Origin of the sequence: Haloferax litoreum (assembly GCF_009674605.1) — an archaeon.
In the GTDB taxonomy this organism is placed as follows: domain Archaea; phylum Halobacteriota; class Halobacteria; order Halobacteriales; family Haloferacaceae; genus Haloferax; species Haloferax litoreum.
Genome location: NZ_WKJO01000001.1, coordinates 1,190,908 through 1,207,677 on the forward strand (window position 1 = coordinate 1,190,908; position 16,770 = coordinate 1,207,677).

General features: G+C 62.9%; 21 protein-coding genes and 1 tRNA gene. 8 read left to right on the top strand and 14 right to left on the bottom strand.

What is annotated here, in order from left to right; all coding sequences use genetic code 11:
* Positions 1 to 4: 4 nt before the first annotated feature.
* On the bottom strand, positions 5 to 280 hold the full coding sequence (locus GJR96_RS06160; RefSeq protein WP_151162133.1) for a hypothetical protein: 276 nt from the start codon (positions 278 to 280) through the stop codon (positions 5 to 7).
* A 44-nt stretch (positions 281 to 324) separates the two neighbouring features.
* Positions 325 to 813 carry an Lrp/AsnC family transcriptional regulator gene (locus GJR96_RS06165; protein WP_058570862.1) on the bottom strand — a complete coding sequence of 163 codons (489 nt, stop codon included), beginning with the start codon at positions 811 to 813 and terminating at the stop codon, positions 325 to 327.
* Positions 814 to 1,017: 204 nt separating this feature from the next.
* Here GJR96_RS06165 and GJR96_RS06170 point away from each other — a divergent pair, with 204 nt between their 5' ends.
* Positions 1,018 to 1,956, top strand: coding sequence for a DMT family transporter (locus tag GJR96_RS06170; protein WP_151162134.1), 939 nt, complete (start codon positions 1,018 to 1,020; stop codon positions 1,954 to 1,956).
* A gap of 45 nt (positions 1,957 to 2,001) precedes the next feature.
* Here the strand turns inward: GJR96_RS06170 and GJR96_RS06175 are convergent, their stop codons facing one another.
* Positions 2,002 to 2,922, bottom strand: a complete 921-nt coding sequence (locus tag GJR96_RS06175) for a DMT family transporter (RefSeq protein ID WP_151162135.1) — start codon at positions 2,920 to 2,922, stop codon at positions 2,002 to 2,004.
* Positions 2,923 to 3,236: 314 nt separating this feature from the next.
* Positions 3,237 to 3,521: a DUF6360 family protein gene (locus GJR96_RS06180; RefSeq protein WP_151162136.1), complete on the bottom strand. Its 285-nt coding sequence runs from the start codon at positions 3,519 to 3,521 to the stop codon at positions 3,237 to 3,239.
* A gap of 141 nt (positions 3,522 to 3,662) precedes the next feature.
* On the opposite strand from GJR96_RS06180, the gene GJR96_RS06185 reads away from it, so the two are divergent.
* A complete protein-coding gene (locus GJR96_RS06185; RefSeq protein WP_151162137.1) occupies positions 3,663 to 4,055 on the top strand; it encodes a MaoC/PaaZ C-terminal domain-containing protein in 393 nt (130 codons plus the stop codon).
* A gap of 15 nt (positions 4,056 to 4,070) precedes the next feature.
* Here the strand turns inward: GJR96_RS06185 and GJR96_RS06190 are convergent, their stop codons facing one another.
* Positions 4,071 to 5,843, bottom strand: a complete 1,773-nt coding sequence (locus GJR96_RS06190) for a nitrite/sulfite reductase (RefSeq protein WP_151162138.1) — start codon at positions 5,841 to 5,843, stop codon at positions 4,071 to 4,073.
* A gap of 90 nt (positions 5,844 to 5,933) precedes the next feature.
* Positions 5,934 to 6,254 carry a hypothetical protein gene (locus tag GJR96_RS06195; protein WP_151162139.1) on the bottom strand — a complete coding sequence of 107 codons (321 nt, stop codon included), beginning with the start codon at positions 6,252 to 6,254 and terminating at the stop codon, positions 5,934 to 5,936.
* A 302-nt stretch (positions 6,255 to 6,556) separates the two neighbouring features.
* On the opposite strand from GJR96_RS06195, the gene GJR96_RS18055 reads away from it, so the two are divergent.
* Together GJR96_RS18055 and GJR96_RS06200 are read left to right on the top strand one after the other, a co-directional pair.
* Positions 6,557 to 6,706, top strand: a complete 150-nt coding sequence (locus GJR96_RS18055) for a hypothetical protein (RefSeq protein WP_191965814.1) — start codon at positions 6,557 to 6,559, stop codon at positions 6,704 to 6,706.
* Positions 6,707 to 6,773: 67 nt separating this feature from the next.
* Positions 6,774 to 7,445: a DUF7119 family protein gene (locus tag GJR96_RS06200; protein ID WP_151162140.1), complete on the top strand. Its 672-nt coding sequence runs from the start codon at positions 6,774 to 6,776 to the stop codon at positions 7,443 to 7,445.
* Here the strand turns inward: GJR96_RS06200 and GJR96_RS06205 are convergent.
* On the bottom strand, positions 7,433 to 8,677 hold the full coding sequence (locus GJR96_RS06205; protein ID WP_151162141.1) for a M20/M25/M40 family metallo-hydrolase: 1,245 nt from the start codon (positions 8,675 to 8,677) through the stop codon (positions 7,433 to 7,435). The genes GJR96_RS06200 and GJR96_RS06205 overlap by 13 nt on opposite strands.
* A gap of 84 nt (positions 8,678 to 8,761) precedes the next feature.
* Here GJR96_RS06205 and GJR96_RS06210 point away from each other — a divergent pair.
* From GJR96_RS06210 to GJR96_RS06220, 3 genes are all read left to right on the top strand, one after another.
* Positions 8,762 to 8,869: transfer RNA gene (locus GJR96_RS06210), tRNA-Lys, on the top strand.
* A 338-nt stretch (positions 8,870 to 9,207) separates the two neighbouring features.
* Positions 9,208 to 9,417, top strand: a complete 210-nt coding sequence (locus GJR96_RS06215; RefSeq protein ID WP_151162142.1) for a hypothetical protein — start codon at positions 9,208 to 9,210, stop codon at positions 9,415 to 9,417.
* Between the two features lie 194 nt (positions 9,418 to 9,611).
* The gene (locus GJR96_RS06220; protein WP_151162143.1) at positions 9,612 to 10,064 is read left to right on the top strand and encodes a group I intron-associated PD-(D/E)XK endonuclease; all 453 of its coding nucleotides are present in this window, start codon (positions 9,612 to 9,614) and stop codon (positions 10,062 to 10,064) included.
* Positions 10,065 to 10,184: 120 nt separating this feature from the next.
* Here GJR96_RS06220 and GJR96_RS06225 read toward each other — a convergent pair whose 3' ends face one another.
* The 5 genes from GJR96_RS06225 to GJR96_RS06245 form a co-directional block, all read right to left on the bottom strand.
* On the bottom strand, positions 10,185 to 10,325 hold the full coding sequence (locus tag GJR96_RS06225; protein ID WP_154326183.1) for a hypothetical protein: 141 nt from the start codon (positions 10,323 to 10,325) through the stop codon (positions 10,185 to 10,187).
* Between the two features lie 138 nt (positions 10,326 to 10,463).
* Positions 10,464 to 10,775 (bottom strand): ferredoxin family protein, encoded by a 312-nt coding sequence (locus GJR96_RS06230; RefSeq protein ID WP_151162144.1) that lies wholly within the window; start codon positions 10,773 to 10,775, stop codon positions 10,464 to 10,466.
* The gene (locus GJR96_RS06235) at positions 10,772 to 12,142 is read right to left on the bottom strand and encodes an FAD-dependent oxidoreductase (RefSeq protein WP_151162145.1); all 1,371 of its coding nucleotides are present in this window, start codon (positions 12,140 to 12,142) and stop codon (positions 10,772 to 10,774) included. Before GJR96_RS06235 ends, GJR96_RS06230 begins: the two co-directional genes overlap by 4 nt.
* On the bottom strand, positions 12,139 to 13,152 hold the full coding sequence (locus GJR96_RS06240) for an electron transfer flavoprotein subunit alpha/FixB family protein (RefSeq protein ID WP_151162146.1): 1,014 nt from the start codon (positions 13,150 to 13,152) through the stop codon (positions 12,139 to 12,141). The genes GJR96_RS06235 and GJR96_RS06240 overlap by 4 nt, the downstream gene beginning before the upstream one ends.
* The gene (locus GJR96_RS06245; protein ID WP_151162147.1) at positions 13,153 to 13,932 is read right to left on the bottom strand and encodes an electron transfer flavoprotein subunit beta/FixA family protein; all 780 of its coding nucleotides are present in this window, start codon (positions 13,930 to 13,932) and stop codon (positions 13,153 to 13,155) included.
* 143 nt (positions 13,933 to 14,075) lie between these two features.
* Between GJR96_RS06245 and GJR96_RS06250 the strand changes: the two genes are divergently transcribed.
* Positions 14,076 to 14,687 carry a universal stress protein gene (locus tag GJR96_RS06250; RefSeq protein WP_151162148.1) on the top strand — a complete coding sequence of 204 codons (612 nt, stop codon included), beginning with the start codon at positions 14,076 to 14,078 and terminating at the stop codon, positions 14,685 to 14,687.
* An 18-nt stretch (positions 14,688 to 14,705) separates the two neighbouring features.
* Here GJR96_RS06250 and pepF read toward each other — a convergent pair whose 3' ends face one another.
* Together pepF and GJR96_RS18605 are read right to left on the bottom strand one after the other, a co-directional pair.
* Entirely contained in the window at positions 14,706 to 16,502 is a 1,797-nt protein-coding gene (gene pepF, locus GJR96_RS06255) for an oligoendopeptidase F (protein WP_151162149.1), read from the bottom strand.
* A gap of 82 nt (positions 16,503 to 16,584) precedes the next feature.
* A complete protein-coding gene (locus tag GJR96_RS18605) occupies positions 16,585 to 16,740 on the bottom strand; it encodes a DUF7563 family protein (protein WP_449271778.1) in 156 nt (51 codons plus the stop codon).
* Positions 16,741 to 16,770 lie beyond the last annotated feature (30 nt).

Sequence of the window (16,770 nt, forward strand, 5' to 3'; positions counted from 1 at the left end):
CGGGTCACACCACGTCTGTCGGGTCGTGTGACTCGGCCATCTTCGTCGCCGCGGCGGCGTACTCCGCCTGTGTCTCCTCGTCGCCGACGTGCCCTAACTCGTCTTCAGGGATGTCGAGCGCGGCGTAGGTGTCGCGGATGTCCGAGTCGAAACTCGTCAGTGACCGCTCTTTTCTGTGATACCTCGTCCCGTCTGTCGTCGCGTACACGAGGATGATGATGTTCTGTTCGTCGTCCGAGTACGTGCGCTCGACGAGCCACGTGGTGACTGTGTCCGACATAGCGGAGAGTACGCGTCAGAACTCCGTAAGCAGTCGGGGGATTCTCAGTCTTCGATTCCGAGTTCGTCGAGAAGGGTCTCCAACGTGTAACTCTGGAGTGCGCGGTGACTGTCTCGCATCGTCGAGATGACGAACGTGGAGTTCGTCCGCTCGACTTCGGGGACTGCCTCGAAGTTGCTGATGAGTCGTTCGACGCGGTCGGAGTCTGCGAGGTGGGCGACGACGATGAAGTCCGTCTCTCCCATCGTGAAGTACAGTTGCGTGACGCCTTCTATCTCCAGAAGTTTGTTTCCGACTTCTTCGTACGGCCCGCTGTAATCGGCCAGCACTTCCACCACGACGGTGACGCCGAGTCCAAACGACTCGAGGTCGATGTCGTAGAGGTCGTTCTCGATGACGCCGTCGTCTTTCAGGTTGTTCAACCGGTAGTGGATGGTCGATACTGGGATGCCGGTCGCGTCGTGTAACTTCTCGGGACTGCCGGTCCCGAGGTCCGCGATGGCCTTCAACAGGCGCACGTCGCGTTCGTCCATACCTACAGTGGGCAGGTGGTGGGACGTAAGTCCTTGTGCTATCCGTCATCTCCAACTGTCCTCTCTCGCTCTCGAACATTCACGGATTATTCAAACACCAGAACAGCAACAGACAGATTTCCAAATGAAAAATCCAACCAATACGATTTCTTTTGTAGAAGGATTTAACAACGTCGGCCCCTGACGGTTGAAGCAGATTCGACCATGACGCATATCTCTTGGAGAAACCTTCCGACGACGCCGCTGATGTTCGTCGCTCTCGCAGCGATGTGGGGGACGTCGTTCGTCGCCATCGAAGTCGGCTTGGAGTTCTTCCCGACGCTGACGTTCGCGGCGATACGCTACGAGGCCGCTGGCCTGATAATGCTCGCGTACGCCGTGTACTCGACCGACCGGTGGCGGCCACAGACCAGAGACGAACTGCTCGCGACGGCCATCAGTGCGGTGTTCATCATCGGTGCGTACCACGGACTGCTCTACCTCGGCCAGAACCACGTCCCCGGTGCCATCGCCTCGATTATCATCAGTCTCTCGCCCATCCTGACCGCCGTCTTCGCGTCGGCCATTCTCTCGGGCGATTCGCTCGGCAAGACGGGTGTCCTCGGCCTCCTCGCAGGCTTCGCAGGTGTCGTGCTCGTCGCCGACCCGGGCGTTGGCATCCTCGGCTCTGCACAGGGCCTCGGTATCGTCCTCATCTTCCTCGGTGCCGTCTCGTTCGCCCTCGGGTCGGTCCTCACCCGGCCGCTTCGAACGGACCTTCCGGTCCAGTCGATGCAGGCGTGGACGATGTTCGGCGGCGGTGTCATCCTCCACGTCTGGGGACTACTCCGCGGTGAGTCACTCGCCGCAATCGAGTGGGCACCCGTCGGTATCGCATCGTTCCTCTACTTGACACTCGTCTCGGGTGCGGTGGCGTTCCTGCTCTACTTCGAACTCTTAGACCGCCTCGGCCCGACGGAACTCAATCTCATCGGCTACCTCGAACCCGTCGTCGCGGCGGTGTTGAGTCTCGTCCTCCTCGGCCACGCCATCGAGACGACCGCGTTCGTCGGATTCGGCGCTATCTTCGTCGGATTCGCGGCGATGAAAAAAGACGCGCTCGTCGACGTCGCTGCCACGATTCGGCGGCGCGTCACGGTCTGAGCGTCGCGGTCGGTCGGCTCTGCGAGCCGATTCTGGGCATCTCTGCTACTCTGTTTCTGCGGGCCGTTTGACCCGCGTCCCGAGGACGTTCGCCACGCTCTCGCGGTGGACCAACAGGAACCCGGAGACGATGACACCGAACCCGAGAACCGTCCCTGCCGAGATGGACTCGCCGAGGAACGCCCATCCCGAGAGTGTCGCCACGATTGGCATCGCGTAGGCGACGAGGTTGCCGCGAACCGGGCCTGCCTCTGCGAGCAGGGCGAAGTACACCGGGTACGCTGCCGCCGTCGCTGGCATCCCCACGTAGAGGATTGCCGCGACGATAGTCGGCGACCACGCCACCTGCGAGGGAAGTTCGCCGAGTCCGAGACTGACGGCGTGAATTCCGACACCTGCGACGGCCATCGCCCACGCAGTCATCGGAATCGTCCCGATGGTCGGGGCAACGCGCTTGAGCAAGACGGTCCCGAAGGCGACAGAGAGTGCCGCACCAGCGACGAGTGCCTGTCCGACACTCCCACCGCCGAGGACGCTCTGTGGGCCGACGATGACGACGACGCCTGCGAGTCCGAAGAGGATGCCCACGGCGTCGACGGCCGAGATTCGCTCGTCGTCGAGGAGGAAGACGGCGAACATCGGCGAGGCGATGGGCAGGATACTGTACATGACTGCCGCAGCGCCCGACGTCGCGTTCTGCTGGCCGAGGAACAACAGGACGTTGTTCGCGCCGAGGACGAACGCGGCACTCACGAGGATACCGAGCACGTCGGCACGTGTCCGGGGACGCCAGTACCCACCGCGGACTGCGACGAGCGTCAGCAAGACGACGGCGGCGACGTCGACGCGGAAGGCCGCGAACAGGACTGGTGGAATCGCACCGATGGCCGCTTTGATGCCGACGAAGGAGGTGCCGAACAGCACCGCGGCGGCGACGAAGAGGACGAGGGTCCGGTGACGACTCACGCCACCACCCCCCGCGCTGTGGCCGGCGTTCGATTCGCCGGGTGAGCGCGGGAGGTAGTGAGGGGTCGACGGGCAATGCGTGGACGGCGTGAAGGCCTCGTCTTTAGCACGACCTATCGTTTGGCTCACTTCGCCATATGTCTAACGATTGGGTGTGTGGGTGGATGAATCATTACCAAACAGAGGTTGTTTCGGGACAATTTGAACCAAATCGAGAGAAAAGTAACCATGGTGCGTGTTGCCAGTGCCCCCTCTGGCTGTCGACTTGGTTCACTGGCGGGGCGGCGAATCAGGAGAAAATCAGGAGGTGTTGGTCAGTCGTCTCTCGCCGCTTCGACGCGGTCGGCGTGTTTTTCGAGGTCGGCCGCCAGCGTTCGCGCTTCGTCGGGTGACAGCGAAACGCGGTCTGCGTGCGGTGGCAGTGCGTCGAGTTGCGTCCCGTCGAGTTCGAGTTCGAGCGTCACGGCGTCGGGGTTCTTCCGCGGTGAGGTGACGTTGAGCACCGCGAACGCGGACTCGTCGAAGTCGTGACCCTGTGCGGTTCCGTCGACCAAGTCGAGGGTGGTGTAGGCGTTGACGGTGAGGATACGGTCTGGCATGGATGGGTGAGTGTGTGGTGGTGTCCGGAGTTACGTGTGGTGTCTGCGGGTTCCGTGTGTGTGGCCTCTGTCGTGCTCGCTTCGGCAGTCGTTCGCGTGCGCGGGTGAAGAACTATCCCGCGGTCGGCCGTCGGGCAGGATATGTCCACCCCCGACGTGCCGACGGAGGGAGAGACGCTCGTCAGAGAGCGAACGTTCACCACGGCGGAAGTCGACGCGTTCGCGGTCCTCTCCGGTGACGAGCAACCGATTCACACCGACCCCGACGACGACGGCCGACTCGTCGTCCACGGGTTGTTGACTGCAACGCTCCCGACGCAAATCGGCGGCGAACTGGAAGTCCTCGCCCGGTCGATGGAGTTCGAGTTCCTCGCCCCGGTGTACACCGGCGAGACGATTCGCTGTGAAGTGACACCGACCAGTGTCGTCGCTCGCGAGGACCGCTACGACGTCGAGACCGACATCGTCTGTCGGAAGGTGGCCGACGAGTCCGTCGTCCTCCGCGGCGGGTTCGAAGGCCTCATCTGGAAGTGAGGCGGTGGCCGGTAGTCAGTCGTCGCTCGTGATGGGCGTCCCGTCGGCCAGACTCGGCGCGGGACTCGCGTCCAAATCGTCGTCTTCGGCGTAGGGGTACCACGTGCGCTTCGTGTTGTGCATCATCGGGTCCTCGTAACTGGTCTCTTCGGGCTCGACAAGGTCGGCGAGTTCGTCGTCGTCATGTCGCAGGACGAACTCGCGGAACGTCTCGTCACCGTCGCGTTGGTCGTCGAAGTTGGCGAGGAGGTTCTCGATTGCGCCCGGCACCTCGTCCACGGGGACGCGCTGGGTGACCCAGCGGGTGAACTGCGGTTCTTCGCCGAGGCCGCCGCCGAGGCCGATGTCGAGGGCCTCGACTGGCTCTCCGTCTTTGCGAGTCTTCATGCCGCGGAGGCTCACGTCCGCAATCTGTGGCTGAGCGCACGAGGCCGTACACCCCGAGAGGTGGATGTGGAACTCGTCGATTCCGTCTGGGAGTTCGACGTTCTCCTTCAGCCAACGCGCGAAGCGCACCTGCCGGTTCTTCGTCTCTACGATGGAGAGCGAACAGAACTCGGTTCCCGTACAGGCGACAGACCCGCGCATGAACGGCGATGGCTCGGGCGAGTAGTGTTCGAGCAGGCCTTCGGCGAGGAAGTCGTCCAGTTCACCGTCCGGGATGTCCGGGACGATGACGTTCTGACGCTGGGTCAAGCGGGCCGCACCCGACCCGTACTGTTCTGCGAGGTCGGCGAGTTCCAACACGTCGTCTGCGCCCATCCGACCGACGAGGACGTTCAGGCCGACGAAGTTCGACCCGTCTTTCTGCTCGTGGACGCCGAGGAGGTCGTTTCGGCCCTCGCCACCGGCGTTGTAGGTGTACTGGTCACGCACGTCTTCGCCAGCGGTCTCCAGTTCGAAGTCCACGTAGTCCGCTTGGAGCGTCTCGCGCAGTTTCTCGGTGCCCCACTCGTCGACGAGGAACTTGATGCGGGCGTTGTAGCGGTTCTCGCGGTCACCGTGGTCGCGGAAGAGTGCAGACAGACCGCCGGCGACGGCCGAAGCGTCTTCTGGTGCGACCCACACGTCGATGTCGCGGGCGAGGCGCGGTTCGTTGCGGGCGAGGCCACCGCCCACGCGGACGTTGAAGCCGACCTGTTCTTCGCCGTCGATTTCCTTGTACGCCGGTTCGAGGGCGAGGTCGTTGATGTCGCCTTGCCCGGACCCGTCGGGCGTCCCCGTGACCGACACCTTCCACTTCCGAGGGAGGTTCGAGTGGTCGTCGTTCCCTTTGAACGTCTCGTTGAGTTCCTGAATCACGGGCCACGCGTCGACGACTTCGGTGGCGTCGTCGCCGGCCATCGGGTTCCCGACGATGTTTCGCCACGAGTCACCACACGCTTGCTGTGCGGAGAGGCCGTGTGCTTCGAGTTTCTCGAAGACTGCAGGCACGTCTTCGAGCTTAATCCAGTGCAGTTGAATCGACTGGCGGGTGGTGAAGTCGGCGTAGGCGTCACCGAAGATGGGGTTCGTTCCCGGCCCCGTCGCGTACTCTTTGGCGACTTCGCCGACGACGCGGAGTTGGCCGGGTTCGAGACGGCCGTTCGGCGTCCCGATGCGCAGCATGAAGTACGACTCCTGTCCGTTCCGCTGGTGGTACAGGCCCCACCACTTGAAGCGCTCGAACCACGCGTCTCGCTCGTCTTCGGGGATGAACTCCCACCCCTCTTCGGCGAACTGGAACAGATGCTCTCGTATCTCGGTACCGTAGACTTCTGACTTCCACCGTTCGACGTCCGTGGGCATTCGTACGAACTCCAAATATTCGCCCACGTAAGGTCCCGAGCGTACCGTCAACCCTTCCCGGTGCTGCCGAACACCGGAGAATGTTGCCGTCTACCTGTCGTCGCCGTCGTACACCGGGAGAACGGTGTTCTCACGGTCGATATCCGCGAATCTCCCGTCAGAGAGGCGGCCAACGGGAACCCACCCGGGGACGCCCGTCTCACCACACCCGATGCACTGGCCATACACGCTCGCGGTGACGGTTCGTCCGTCCACGCCGACCGAGAGGACGTTCTCGACGACGAAGTCTGGCAGGTCACACCCACAGAATGACGGGTCGTCGAGGCGCCAGAGTTCACTTACGCTCACTTCCCTCGCGTCGTTCACGGAGACCCACGCCCCGTCGTCGAGGACGCGTAGCGAGACACTCATACTCCCCACTCCGTGGTCCGAGTACCTATGCGGGACGACGGCCGCAATCCCCGCAGGAGGGCGCGACGGCCTGTCGTCACCGCACGGTGCCTTCGTCGGTCGATTTTGGTCGTAAAACCCTGTCCGAGGTAGTGGCAACCGGTTCCGATACCCGGGAGTACGGGTACACCTTACAGGTGCGGATTCCCTTATGCGTCTCCCCTCGTTACCGAGGAAGTGATGAGTGACCGCCGCACCGCCGCCCGACAACACGCCTCCGCCGACGCCGCTCCCGAACTGTTCGAATCGACGGAGGACGACGAATGACGACGGACGTCGAACTCGAACCTGAACCCGAGCATGCAGACGACGAAGACGACGAACGCGACCCCGCCGCCCACCTCGACGACCTCGAAGACGGTGCCGGGTGTACCGAAATCTGGTCGCATCTCTCGGAATCCCGTGAGGAGTGAGCGCTCGCGCGCGAAACTCGCCACGCAGGGGGACGTTTTTAACCGAGAACGCGAAATCCTCCCGTAGATGACGAACGACGAACACCGACGCACCAGTCGGGCCCCGGCCGACCGGCGAGAACCGGTCGGTGAACCGGTCGTCCGCGGTGACCCTGCCGTCACGGGTGACCGTGCCCGTGAGGCAGTCGGGTTCGACCCGAACGACCCGGCCAGTGTCGAGGAGGCCGCCCGCACAGTCCGCTCGTTCGCCGAATCGTCGGCGGGCGACGACCACGTCTTCATGCTCAGGGGTGCCGCCGCCTGTGCCGCACTGGTCCGTGGTGTCGGTTCCTACAAACAGGCCGCCGAGATGGCCGGCGGCGACGTCTCCGTCTCGTTCATCCGCAAGTGGGCGCGCGTCCACGACCTGCCGCAGTCGGTCCGTCGACACGTCGCGCGCGGCAACATCGCGCCGACGGCCGCGAAACACATCGCTCGCGTCCCCGGTGACGCTCGACTCCACCTCGCGTGGGCGACGCTGGACGGTGACTTGACGGTTCGAGAGGTCCGCCGCCTCGCCAGCGAAGTCAACGACGGCACGCCGGTCACCGACGCTCTCGCCGACCACGGCGTCGCCGTCGGAACGGTAGGCGTGTCGCTCCCACCGGACGTCTACCTCGAACTCCGCCGCCGCGCCTCGTTAGACGACACCGACCCGGGCGACGTGGTTGCCGAGGCACTGTCGGCCTACTTCGACTGAAGGAATCGTTGTGCCGTCTCTCGAATCACGTCGCGGGCAGTCTCGACTTCGGCCCACTCGATAGTCTCGTCGGGGAAGTGCGCTTGGTCGATGTTCCCCGGTCCGAACACGACGGTTGGGATACCCGCTTCTACGTAGAGTCGCGAATCCGCGCCGTAGGTCGCACCCACCGGTTCGTCGCCGAGCGAGTGGTCTCGGAGCGTGGCCCGGAGCGCTTCGACGACCGGTTCGTCGACGTCGACTTCGGCGGGTTCGAACTGGACGGAGAATCGCTCGAACGTCGGCGGGTGCTCGGAGAGCCATTCGTCTTCGGCGACGACCCGTTCGAGTCGCGCTTCGAACGCTCGTTCCACCTCGGCGACGCTCTCACCCGGTGCGACCCCCAGTCGCCACTCCGCGGTGAGCGTCCCGGCGACGCTGGACGCCCACGACCCCGCCTCGACGCGCCCGACGCAGATTGGCCACGGAACCGGGTAGTCGTACAGCGGGTGCGAGACGTGGTCGCAGCGTTCGGTTTCGAGGTCGAAGAAGGCCTCACGAATCGCCTCGAACTTCGGGAGCACGTCCACGCCGCGCCACCGTGAGGCCGCGTGTGCGGTCCGACCGGTCAGGTGGAGTCGCTTCATCACCGACCCTTCGGTGGCGACGACGGGTTCGAGTCGCGTCGGTTCGGCCACGAGTGCGGCGTCTCGGTCGAATGGGTACGGGTTGTCCAGCGCGGCGGCCGCCGCGCCGATTCCACCTTCTTCTTCGCCGACGACGCTCTCTACGACGACACGGCCGTCGAGTTCGAGCGACCCAGATTCGACTGCGTCTTTGAGGTCGAGTGCGGCGAAGACGCACGCTGAAAGTCCCGACTTCATGTCGGCGGCACCGCGGGCACTGACCGTCCCGGCGTCGTCGTCCCACCGCGGCAGGAACGGTGCGTGCGACCACAGTTCCGCGTCGGCGGGGACGACGTCGACGTGGCCGTTGAGGACGATGGTCTTCCCTGCGTCAGGGTCGCCGAACTCCAAGACTCCCGCGACGCTCGGGCGGTTTATCGTCACGATATCGTCGGAGTCGTCCGGAAACGACGGATGCTCGGCGAGTCGACGGGGGTTCGCGCTCCACTCGTACGTCTCGAACCCGAAGTCGTGCAGGCGGTTTTTGAACCACGTCTGTGCGGGCGCTTCGGCGTGGCCGACGCTCTCGAATCGGAGGAGCGTGTCGACGAAGTCGCGTAGGTCCATACATGGGAGACGGGAACGGGGTACAAAGCAGGTGGGGGAACGAAAATAAACGCTTATCAGTATCCCCACCCTCGAATCGGACGAGGGCTGGTAGCTCAGTTAGGCAGAGCGTCTGGCTTTTAACGGGGCTACGCAGGTTGCGTGGTTTCGGAAGACACCAGACGGTCGGGGGTTCAAGTCCCTCCCAGCCCGTTCTTACATTCGCGAGCGACAGCGAGCGATAGTCGAACTACTGGGAGGACTTGAATCAGGGAGCGAACGGAGTGAGCGACTGAGGTTCACGTCTCTCCCAGCCCGTTTTCACACACCTGAGTGATTTCTCCCGGTACAGTCTGTCTGCTGAGTGCCTCTCGCTGATGGCGTTCGCCGAGTCACCCTCGATAGCTCGTTGTGGCACTGCCGAGGTATTCCAATTGCTGATGGGTTTTTCGAGGCCGTGCTGAATGGTGAGCACCTAGTCAGCATCCGGAGTGTGGGTGTGGTGTGCCGAAGGACAACACCTCTAAACACGCATTCTCCGTTTTTTGAATATGCCCTCCAAAACGGCTGAAAAACTCCAGTCAATTCGCACCCAGACAGACCTCCAGACGTTGATTCATGCCCTCGCACTGATTGTACTTGCTGATATTGGATACTTCGTTTCTGATGGTAATGAACACTTTTTCCTGTTTGCCACAGTTGGAATTGTTGTCGGTATCATCGCCGTTAGTGCCGCCATCTCTGTCATACGTCGATTCTGATTCCGTCCGACCGTGGTTTGCAATGCTACGTGAATCGTGCCCGTCGGGTCGATTGACATCCCTCGGTGGTGCTGAACTCACCCTCTCTATTCAGCATGCCATTCTTTTCAGATTCCATATGATTCTGTCTTCTCTGTCATAACCACTTTCGCCGCACGGTAGACATTCATGTATAGTTGGCAAGTTGTGAAACCATGGAGGGTGTGACACATCCAAAACAACGTGGTCAGTGCAGTGAAGCCGCGGTTCTCTTCGAATTCGTTCGTACCGGCGTCACAGTATTGGAGCCATTTGGCGACAACGAGCGGTACGATTTTGTCATCCAACTCTGCGGAGAGTTCTATCGCGTGCAGGTGAAAACTGGACGGCTAACAGATGGACGAGTCCAATTCGAGACACGGAGTTCGGGTACGCTGACCCGACGAGTGAAAAAAGAAGGGTACGACGGTCAAATCGATATATTTGCCGTCTACTCTCCCGACCTCGAACAGTCGTACATCGTTCCCATCGATGAGGCACCAAATACCTCGATGGGTCTTCGTGTAGAAGCTGCACGGAAATCCTCACCGAATATCAATTGGGCCGAAGACTTTCTGCTGGCTGACTGGATTGACCGGAAGCGCTCGCTGTCAGATATGGACCACTGATTCGTGGCCTGTACGACTACTCTTCTCGCTGGATGTGTCCACTCGTCTGTGCCGGCTGAGTCCACTCGAGTACCACCATACTCGAGTGGCCTGCTCCGACGAACCCGACACACCACACCACTACCGTTCTTGCAACGTTGCTTCGACTGGCGGGGTAATCGAGACGAGTTCGTGGAACTCTCCTCGCATCCGAAAGCCGAGGACGATCTCTTCGACTTCGGTTGGTTCGTCTATCATCAGCCGAAAGCAGTCGTCAGTCACGTCTCTATGGCCTCCCGTGATATGTAGACTAGCTAACCTTATGTGATTTGTGGCCGACGACAAAGTAGCCAACTGGCTGGAGACGCGTCTCTCACGTGCTCTCGTGACGAAAAATGGTTGTCGAGGGCCGAACTACCCTCACCCTTGTTTGAACACGACGCCACCGCCAGTCTTCGGGTACTCCCATCTGACGTTGTCGTGGGGGCACCCGAACCGGCAGGTCCCACATTCGAGGCAGTTCTCGTAGGCGATGGATGGAACGCCGTCGCTATCTTCTTCGACTGTCCAGACCGCCGCCGGACAGACCTGCGTACACTCGTTCGACGTGCACTCGACGCAGATGTCCGGGTCCTTGACGCCGAGGTGTGACTCACCGGCGTCGCGGTACTTGACCGTGTAGAGACGGTCCTCGATGCTTACGTCTGGGACGTGGGGTTGTGCTGTGCTCATGATAACATCCTCCGGTAACGCCACGCACGCTTCGCCGCGCCGTACCACCCGCCGGCGGCGTCGAGGAGGCGGTCACGTGCCGCGTCAGTGTGTTCGTCTTTCGCCGTGCGGTCCATCTTGAAGTACTCCGTCTCGGCGTCGGCCAGTGCGCGCGGTAAGTCCTCGAAGAGGAACTTCCGGTCGTCCGCGATGGTCTGTTGGAACCAGTCGTAGTGCCGCAGGTTTTCGACCACGAAGGAGTCCTTCAGGTCGCGCGGATAGGCCGCGAGTGCTGCTTCGTCGCTCCGGCCGTCTGCGAGGGCGGACGCAATCGCCTTGCCGGCGTGGTACCCACTCTCGACGGCCATGTTGGTCCCTTCGAGGTGGACGCCGCTGTTCAGCACCAGTCCGGCGGCGTCGCCGACGACGACGGCCCCGTCGTGGACGAGGTCCGGCATCGCCTTCGCCCCGCCTTCTGGGATGACGTGCGCAGAGTATTCGATGCGTCGACCACCGCGGATGAGCGGTGCGACTGCCGGGTGCGATTCGAAGGCGTCGAGGGTCGCTTCGGGCGTCTGGCCGTTCGCGGCGTCTTCGATGCGGTAGGCCACACCGACGCTGACGGAGCGTTTGTTCGTGTAGACGAACCCGCCGCCGACCGCGTCGCCGACAGCACCTTCGCCGAAGTAGTTGTAGGCCGCACCGGCGTCGCCGTCGAGGCGGAACCGGTCGTCGATGGTCTCTCGGTCGAGTTTGAACACCTCTTTGACCGAGACGGCGACCGCTTCGCGCTCTTGGCGGTCTTTCAGGCCTTCGCCTTCGCTCACGAGCGAGTTCGCCCCTTCGGCGAGGACGACCACCGGAGCGCGAATCTCTCCGTCTGGTCGGTCGGTCTTCACGCCGACGATTTTCCGCCCGTCGCGGACGAGTCCCGTCACCGTCGTCTCGGTGATGAGCGTCGCGCCTGTTTCGACTGCCTGTTTGGCGAACCACTCGTCGAACCGACGCCTGAGGACGGTGTACGAGTCGTTGTGTGGTTCGTCGCGCCACGCGCCGGGCCGCATCGAGACGGCCGTCTCGTCACCGTCCGAGGTGAGCATCGAGAAGCGCTTTTCGGCGATGTAACGCTCTGTCGGCGCACTGTCGACGTCGACCAACTCGCGGATGGTCGGCGTGTAGAGCACCCCGCCGAAGACGTTCTTCGTCCCCGGTGCGGGGCCGCGTTCGAGCATCAGGACGTCGAGTCCTTCGCGTGCCATCGTCAGCGCCGCGGCGGTCCCTGCCAGACCCGCACCGACGATGATTGCGTCGTAGGCGTCGTTGTAGTCCGGCGTCTCGGACTGCATCTTCGGGAGTTGCAGGCTTCCGTTGGTCTCTTGGGCGCTCATACTGCCACCTCCTGTTTCTCGCGAATCATCGCAGTGAGTGCTGGAAGCACCTCGTGGAGGTCGCCGACGATGCCGTAGTCGGCGTGTTCGAAGATGGCCGCGTTCGGGTCGGTGTTGACGGCGACGACGTAGTCGCTGTCGTTCATCCCTTCGAGGTGCTGGACGGCACCCGAGATGCCGGCAGCGATGTAGAGATGCGGGCGGACGGTCTTGCCTGTCTGGCCGACCTGTCGGGCGGGTTCGACCCACCCCTCGTCGACGGCGGCACGACTGGCGGCGACTTCGCCACCGAGGGCCTCAGCGAGTTCGACGATGGGTTCGAAGTCACCTTCTGCCCCCGCGCCACCGGCGACGACTACGTCGGCGTCGGTGATGTCGACCACGTCGCTGACGACGCGTTCGATGACCGTCGAGAGTGTGTCTTCTTCGGTGACGACGACGTTGACTTCTTCGACGGCGGCCGCAGCGTCGACGTCGTCTTTAGTCGCCTCGCTGGCGTCGAAGACACCGGCGCGGACCGTTGCCATCTGTGGGCGGTGCGACGGGCACTTGATGGTCGCCATCGCGTCGCCGCCGAAGGTCGGGCGACTCGCGAGGAGGAGTCCTTCGTCGTCCACGGCGAGTTCGGTACAGTCGGCGGTGAGTCCGGCGTGTGCCGGGACGGCGACGCGGCCCGCGAAGTCGCGGCCGGTGTGCGTCCCGCCGATGAGGACGATACTCGGTTTTCGTTCTTCCACGAGTGCGCGGAACTGCTCGCCGTACGGGTCGGCCCGGTAGGGTTCGAACACCGGGTCGTCGGCGAGGAGTGCGTGGTCGGCACCGCGCGCGACGGCCTCTTCTGCGAGGTGCGAGACGCCGTCACCCATGACGAGTGCGATGAGCGATTCGCCCGTCTCGTCGGCGAGTTCGCGTCCCTTCGAGAGCAGTTCCCACGAGACGGGGGCCGCGTCCCCTTCGTGCTGTTCGACGAACACCCAGACGTCTCGGTAGTCGTCGATGTCGATTGTCATTCAGAGCACCTCCATGATGTGTTCGTACAGGTCGTCCACGTCGTCGACGCGGACGCGTTCGCGTTCGACCGGTGACGCCGTGTCCATGCCGCCGACTTTCGTCGGCGAGTTGGCGAGGCCCACTCGGTCTTCGATGCAGAGGTCCGAGGCAGTCCATTCGACCGGTTCGAACTCCGTCTCGGCGAAGATTTTCCGGTGGAGTCCGGCGGGTCGCGGCCTGTTGGCACCGAACTCCATCGCCACCACGACGGGGAGTTTCGCCGCGACACGCTCGTAGCCACCTTCGACGTCTCGTTTGCCGACGAGAACGTCCTCGTCGGGTCGCGGTTCGAGCGACTCGACGTAGGTGAGTTGTGACCACCCGTTGTGGGCGGCGATGCCGGGCGGTACCTGTCCGGTCGAAGAGTCGGTACTCTCTTCGCCGCAGATGACGACGTCGGCGTCGAGTTCTTCTGCCGCCCGCGCGAGTGCGAGGCTCGTCGGCCACGTGTCACTGCCGCCGAAGGCACGGTCGGTCAGCAAGACGCCACCGTCGGCACCGGCACCGACTGCCGTCTGGAGGACGGCCTTCGCCGGCGGCGGGCCCATCGTAATCGCAGTCACCGTCCCGCCGACCGCTTCGCGGAGTGCGAGCGCCGACTCGACGGCGTTGTGGTCGGGCCTGTTCAGGACCGCGGGCGCGTCGGATCGGTTCAACGTCCCTGTATCGGGGTCGATCGTGACGTCGTCCGCGTCGGGTACCTGTTTGACGCAGACGACGATGTTCCATCCGTCATTCATGATTGGACGGCGCCGTCGTACGCGGCGCTCGGCTCGAACTACGCGCTTTTAGACTACATACCGGGGACATCGTTCTCGAAAAATAGGAACGGAATAAGCGCTATTACCCCCTTCACGACGTATCCCCGTTCAGGAGGGTTACAATGTACACTCACATCCTCGTCCCCGTCGATGGTAGTCCAGAAGCCGAGAACGCCGTGGGCCACGCCGTCCACCTCGCCGACGCCGTCGGCGCGGAGATTCACGCACTGTACGTCGCGGGTCCCCACTCCGGCGACGAATCGGCCGACAAGTCGGTCGCCGAACGCGGACGGCGCGCACTCGAAGACGTTCGCGAACGCGCCGACGAACACGGCGTCACAGTGGATACGACCGTCGCCGAGGGTGACCCAGCGACGACCATCGCCGAGTACGCGGAGACGGGGGACGTGGACCTCATCGTCATGGGAACCCACGGCCGCGAGGGCGTCGACAGACTCCTGAATGGAAGCGTCGCAGAACGCGTCGGCCGACACGTCTCGATTCCCGTGACGACGATTCGACTCGGCGACGGCGAGCAGACGGTGAAGTCACCGCTTCAGGCACAGCAAATCGCCCGCGAGAAACTCCAACTCGCCGGCCACGAAGACGCCGTCGTCGAGTCGCCGTCGCACCAACGGACCGCGTGGGTCGTCCACGCGAGCGACGAACAAGGTGAGTACAACGTCCACATCAACAGCGTCTCTGGACGGGCGAAAATCGTCCAACTCGGCTAACCGCCGCTGTTTTTCGGGCTACAGGTCGAGAAGCGTCTCCGCTTCGGCGAGGAACGACTCGTACACCGACATCGCGTCTTCTATCGGTTCGGGTTCGGTCATGTCCACACCGGCCGTCTTCAGCACGTCGAGGGGATACTCGCTGCCGCCGAGTGCGAGGGCGTCACGGTAGTCTGCGGCCGCAGACTCGCCGTTCTCGCGGATGCGTTCGACGATTGCCGCCGCCGCCGAGATACCCGTCGCGTACTGGTAGACGTAGTAATTGTAGTAGAAGTGAGGGATACGCATCCACTCGCGGGCGATGTGGTCGTCTGTCTCCGCCGGGGCGTAGTATTCGGCCTTCAGGTCGCCGTAGAGTTGGTCGAAGCGGTCCGGGGTGAGCGCACCGTCTTCTTCGACGATTTCGTGAATCTGGAGTTCGAAGTCCGCGAACATCGTCTGGCGGAACAGCGTGGAGCGGAAGCGTTCGAGGTACTCGTCGAGGACGTGCATCCGAAGTTCGTCGTCGTCGACGTTCTCCAACAGGTACTCGGTGAGGAGCGTCTCGTTGACCGTTGAGGCGACTTCCGCAGTGAAGATGTCGTAACTCGCGTCGTGCCACGGTTGGGCGTCGTTGGCGAGTTCAGAGTGCATCGAGTGGCCCAACTCGTGTGCGAGGGTGAACATGGACGCCGCGTCGTCCTGATAGTTCATCATGATGAACGGCTGGGTGTCGTAGGTGCCCGCCGAGAACGCACCGGCGCGCTTGCCACGGTTCTCGTACACGTCGACCCAGCGGGTTTCGAGGCCTTCGGCCATCCGTGACTGGTACTCCTCGCCGAGTGGTTCGACGGCCTCGACGATGTACTCCTTCGCTTGCTCGTATGGAATCTCCGGGCCGTGGTCTCCCGTCAGTGAGACGTAGAGGTCCCACATCTGCAACTCGTCGGCACCGATTGCCTTCCGCTTCAGTTCCGCGTGGTGGTGGAGGTGTTCGAGGTTGTCGCGGACGGTGTCGAGGAGGTTATCGTACACGTCGACCGGCACGTTCGGGCCGTCGAGTGCGGCCTCCCGAGCAGTCTCGTAGTTGCGGATGCGGGCCTTCTTCACGTCGGCTTTGACGCTGTTCTTCAGCGACGACCCGACGGTGTTGCGCACGTCCGCCCAGCGGTCGTAGAACTCCTCGTGGACCGTCCGACGGAACGCTCTGTCGGGGTGCTTCTGGAGTTTCGTGAAGTTGCCCTGCGTAATCTCGACGGCGGTGCCGTCGGGCTTTTCGACACTCGGGAACTCCAAGTCGGCGTTCGCGAGCATCGAGTAGATGTCGCTCGGTGACCCAGTCACGTCCGAGAGGTCGGCGAGGACCGCTTCGACTTCGGCCGAGCGCGTGTGTTCTTTCGTCCGAAGCACGTCGTCGAAGTAGTGTTCGTAGGCTTCGAGCGCCGGTTCCTCGTCGACGAACGCCTGAATCTCGTCGCGGTCGAGTTCCTGCAGTTCGGGGTCGAGATAGCTGACCGCACTTCGGGCTTTCGACGCCAGCGCCTCGGCGCGACCGGACTGCGCTTGGTACTCCTGATTTCGGGTGTCTTCGCTACTTCGGAGGTTGGCGTAGGAGACGACCATCGATACCTCGCGGAGGACCGACTCCATCGTCTCGAGGAGTTCGAGGAGCGTCTCGGCGTCTTCCGTCGCCTGACCCTCGTACGCTTCGAGTTCGGGGATTCGCTCGGCAACGTCCTCGTACGCGCGTTCCCACTCCTCGTCGGAGGTGTAGATGCTGTCGAGGTCCCACTTGTACTCCTCGTCGATGTCGCTCCGCTCGGGAACCGAACTCATGACTCACCCGTCGCACGCGTGGGTGGTAAGCCTTGCCAATCGACCGCCGGCGAGGAGAAGAGTGGGTGAAGTGGTGCCGAGATTAGTGTCGCGTCGCTCGCGCTTGACGGACCTGCGCACCGTCACGAACCATGTCCTCACAGTGAGGGCAGACTCGTGGCTCCTCCATGCCTTCGGGGGCGAACACCCTGACGTAGCCTTCCGTCACGAAAGAACTGCAATTCTGACATTGTGGCATGGTAATCGTCGCTACCACGTCAAATTAGTT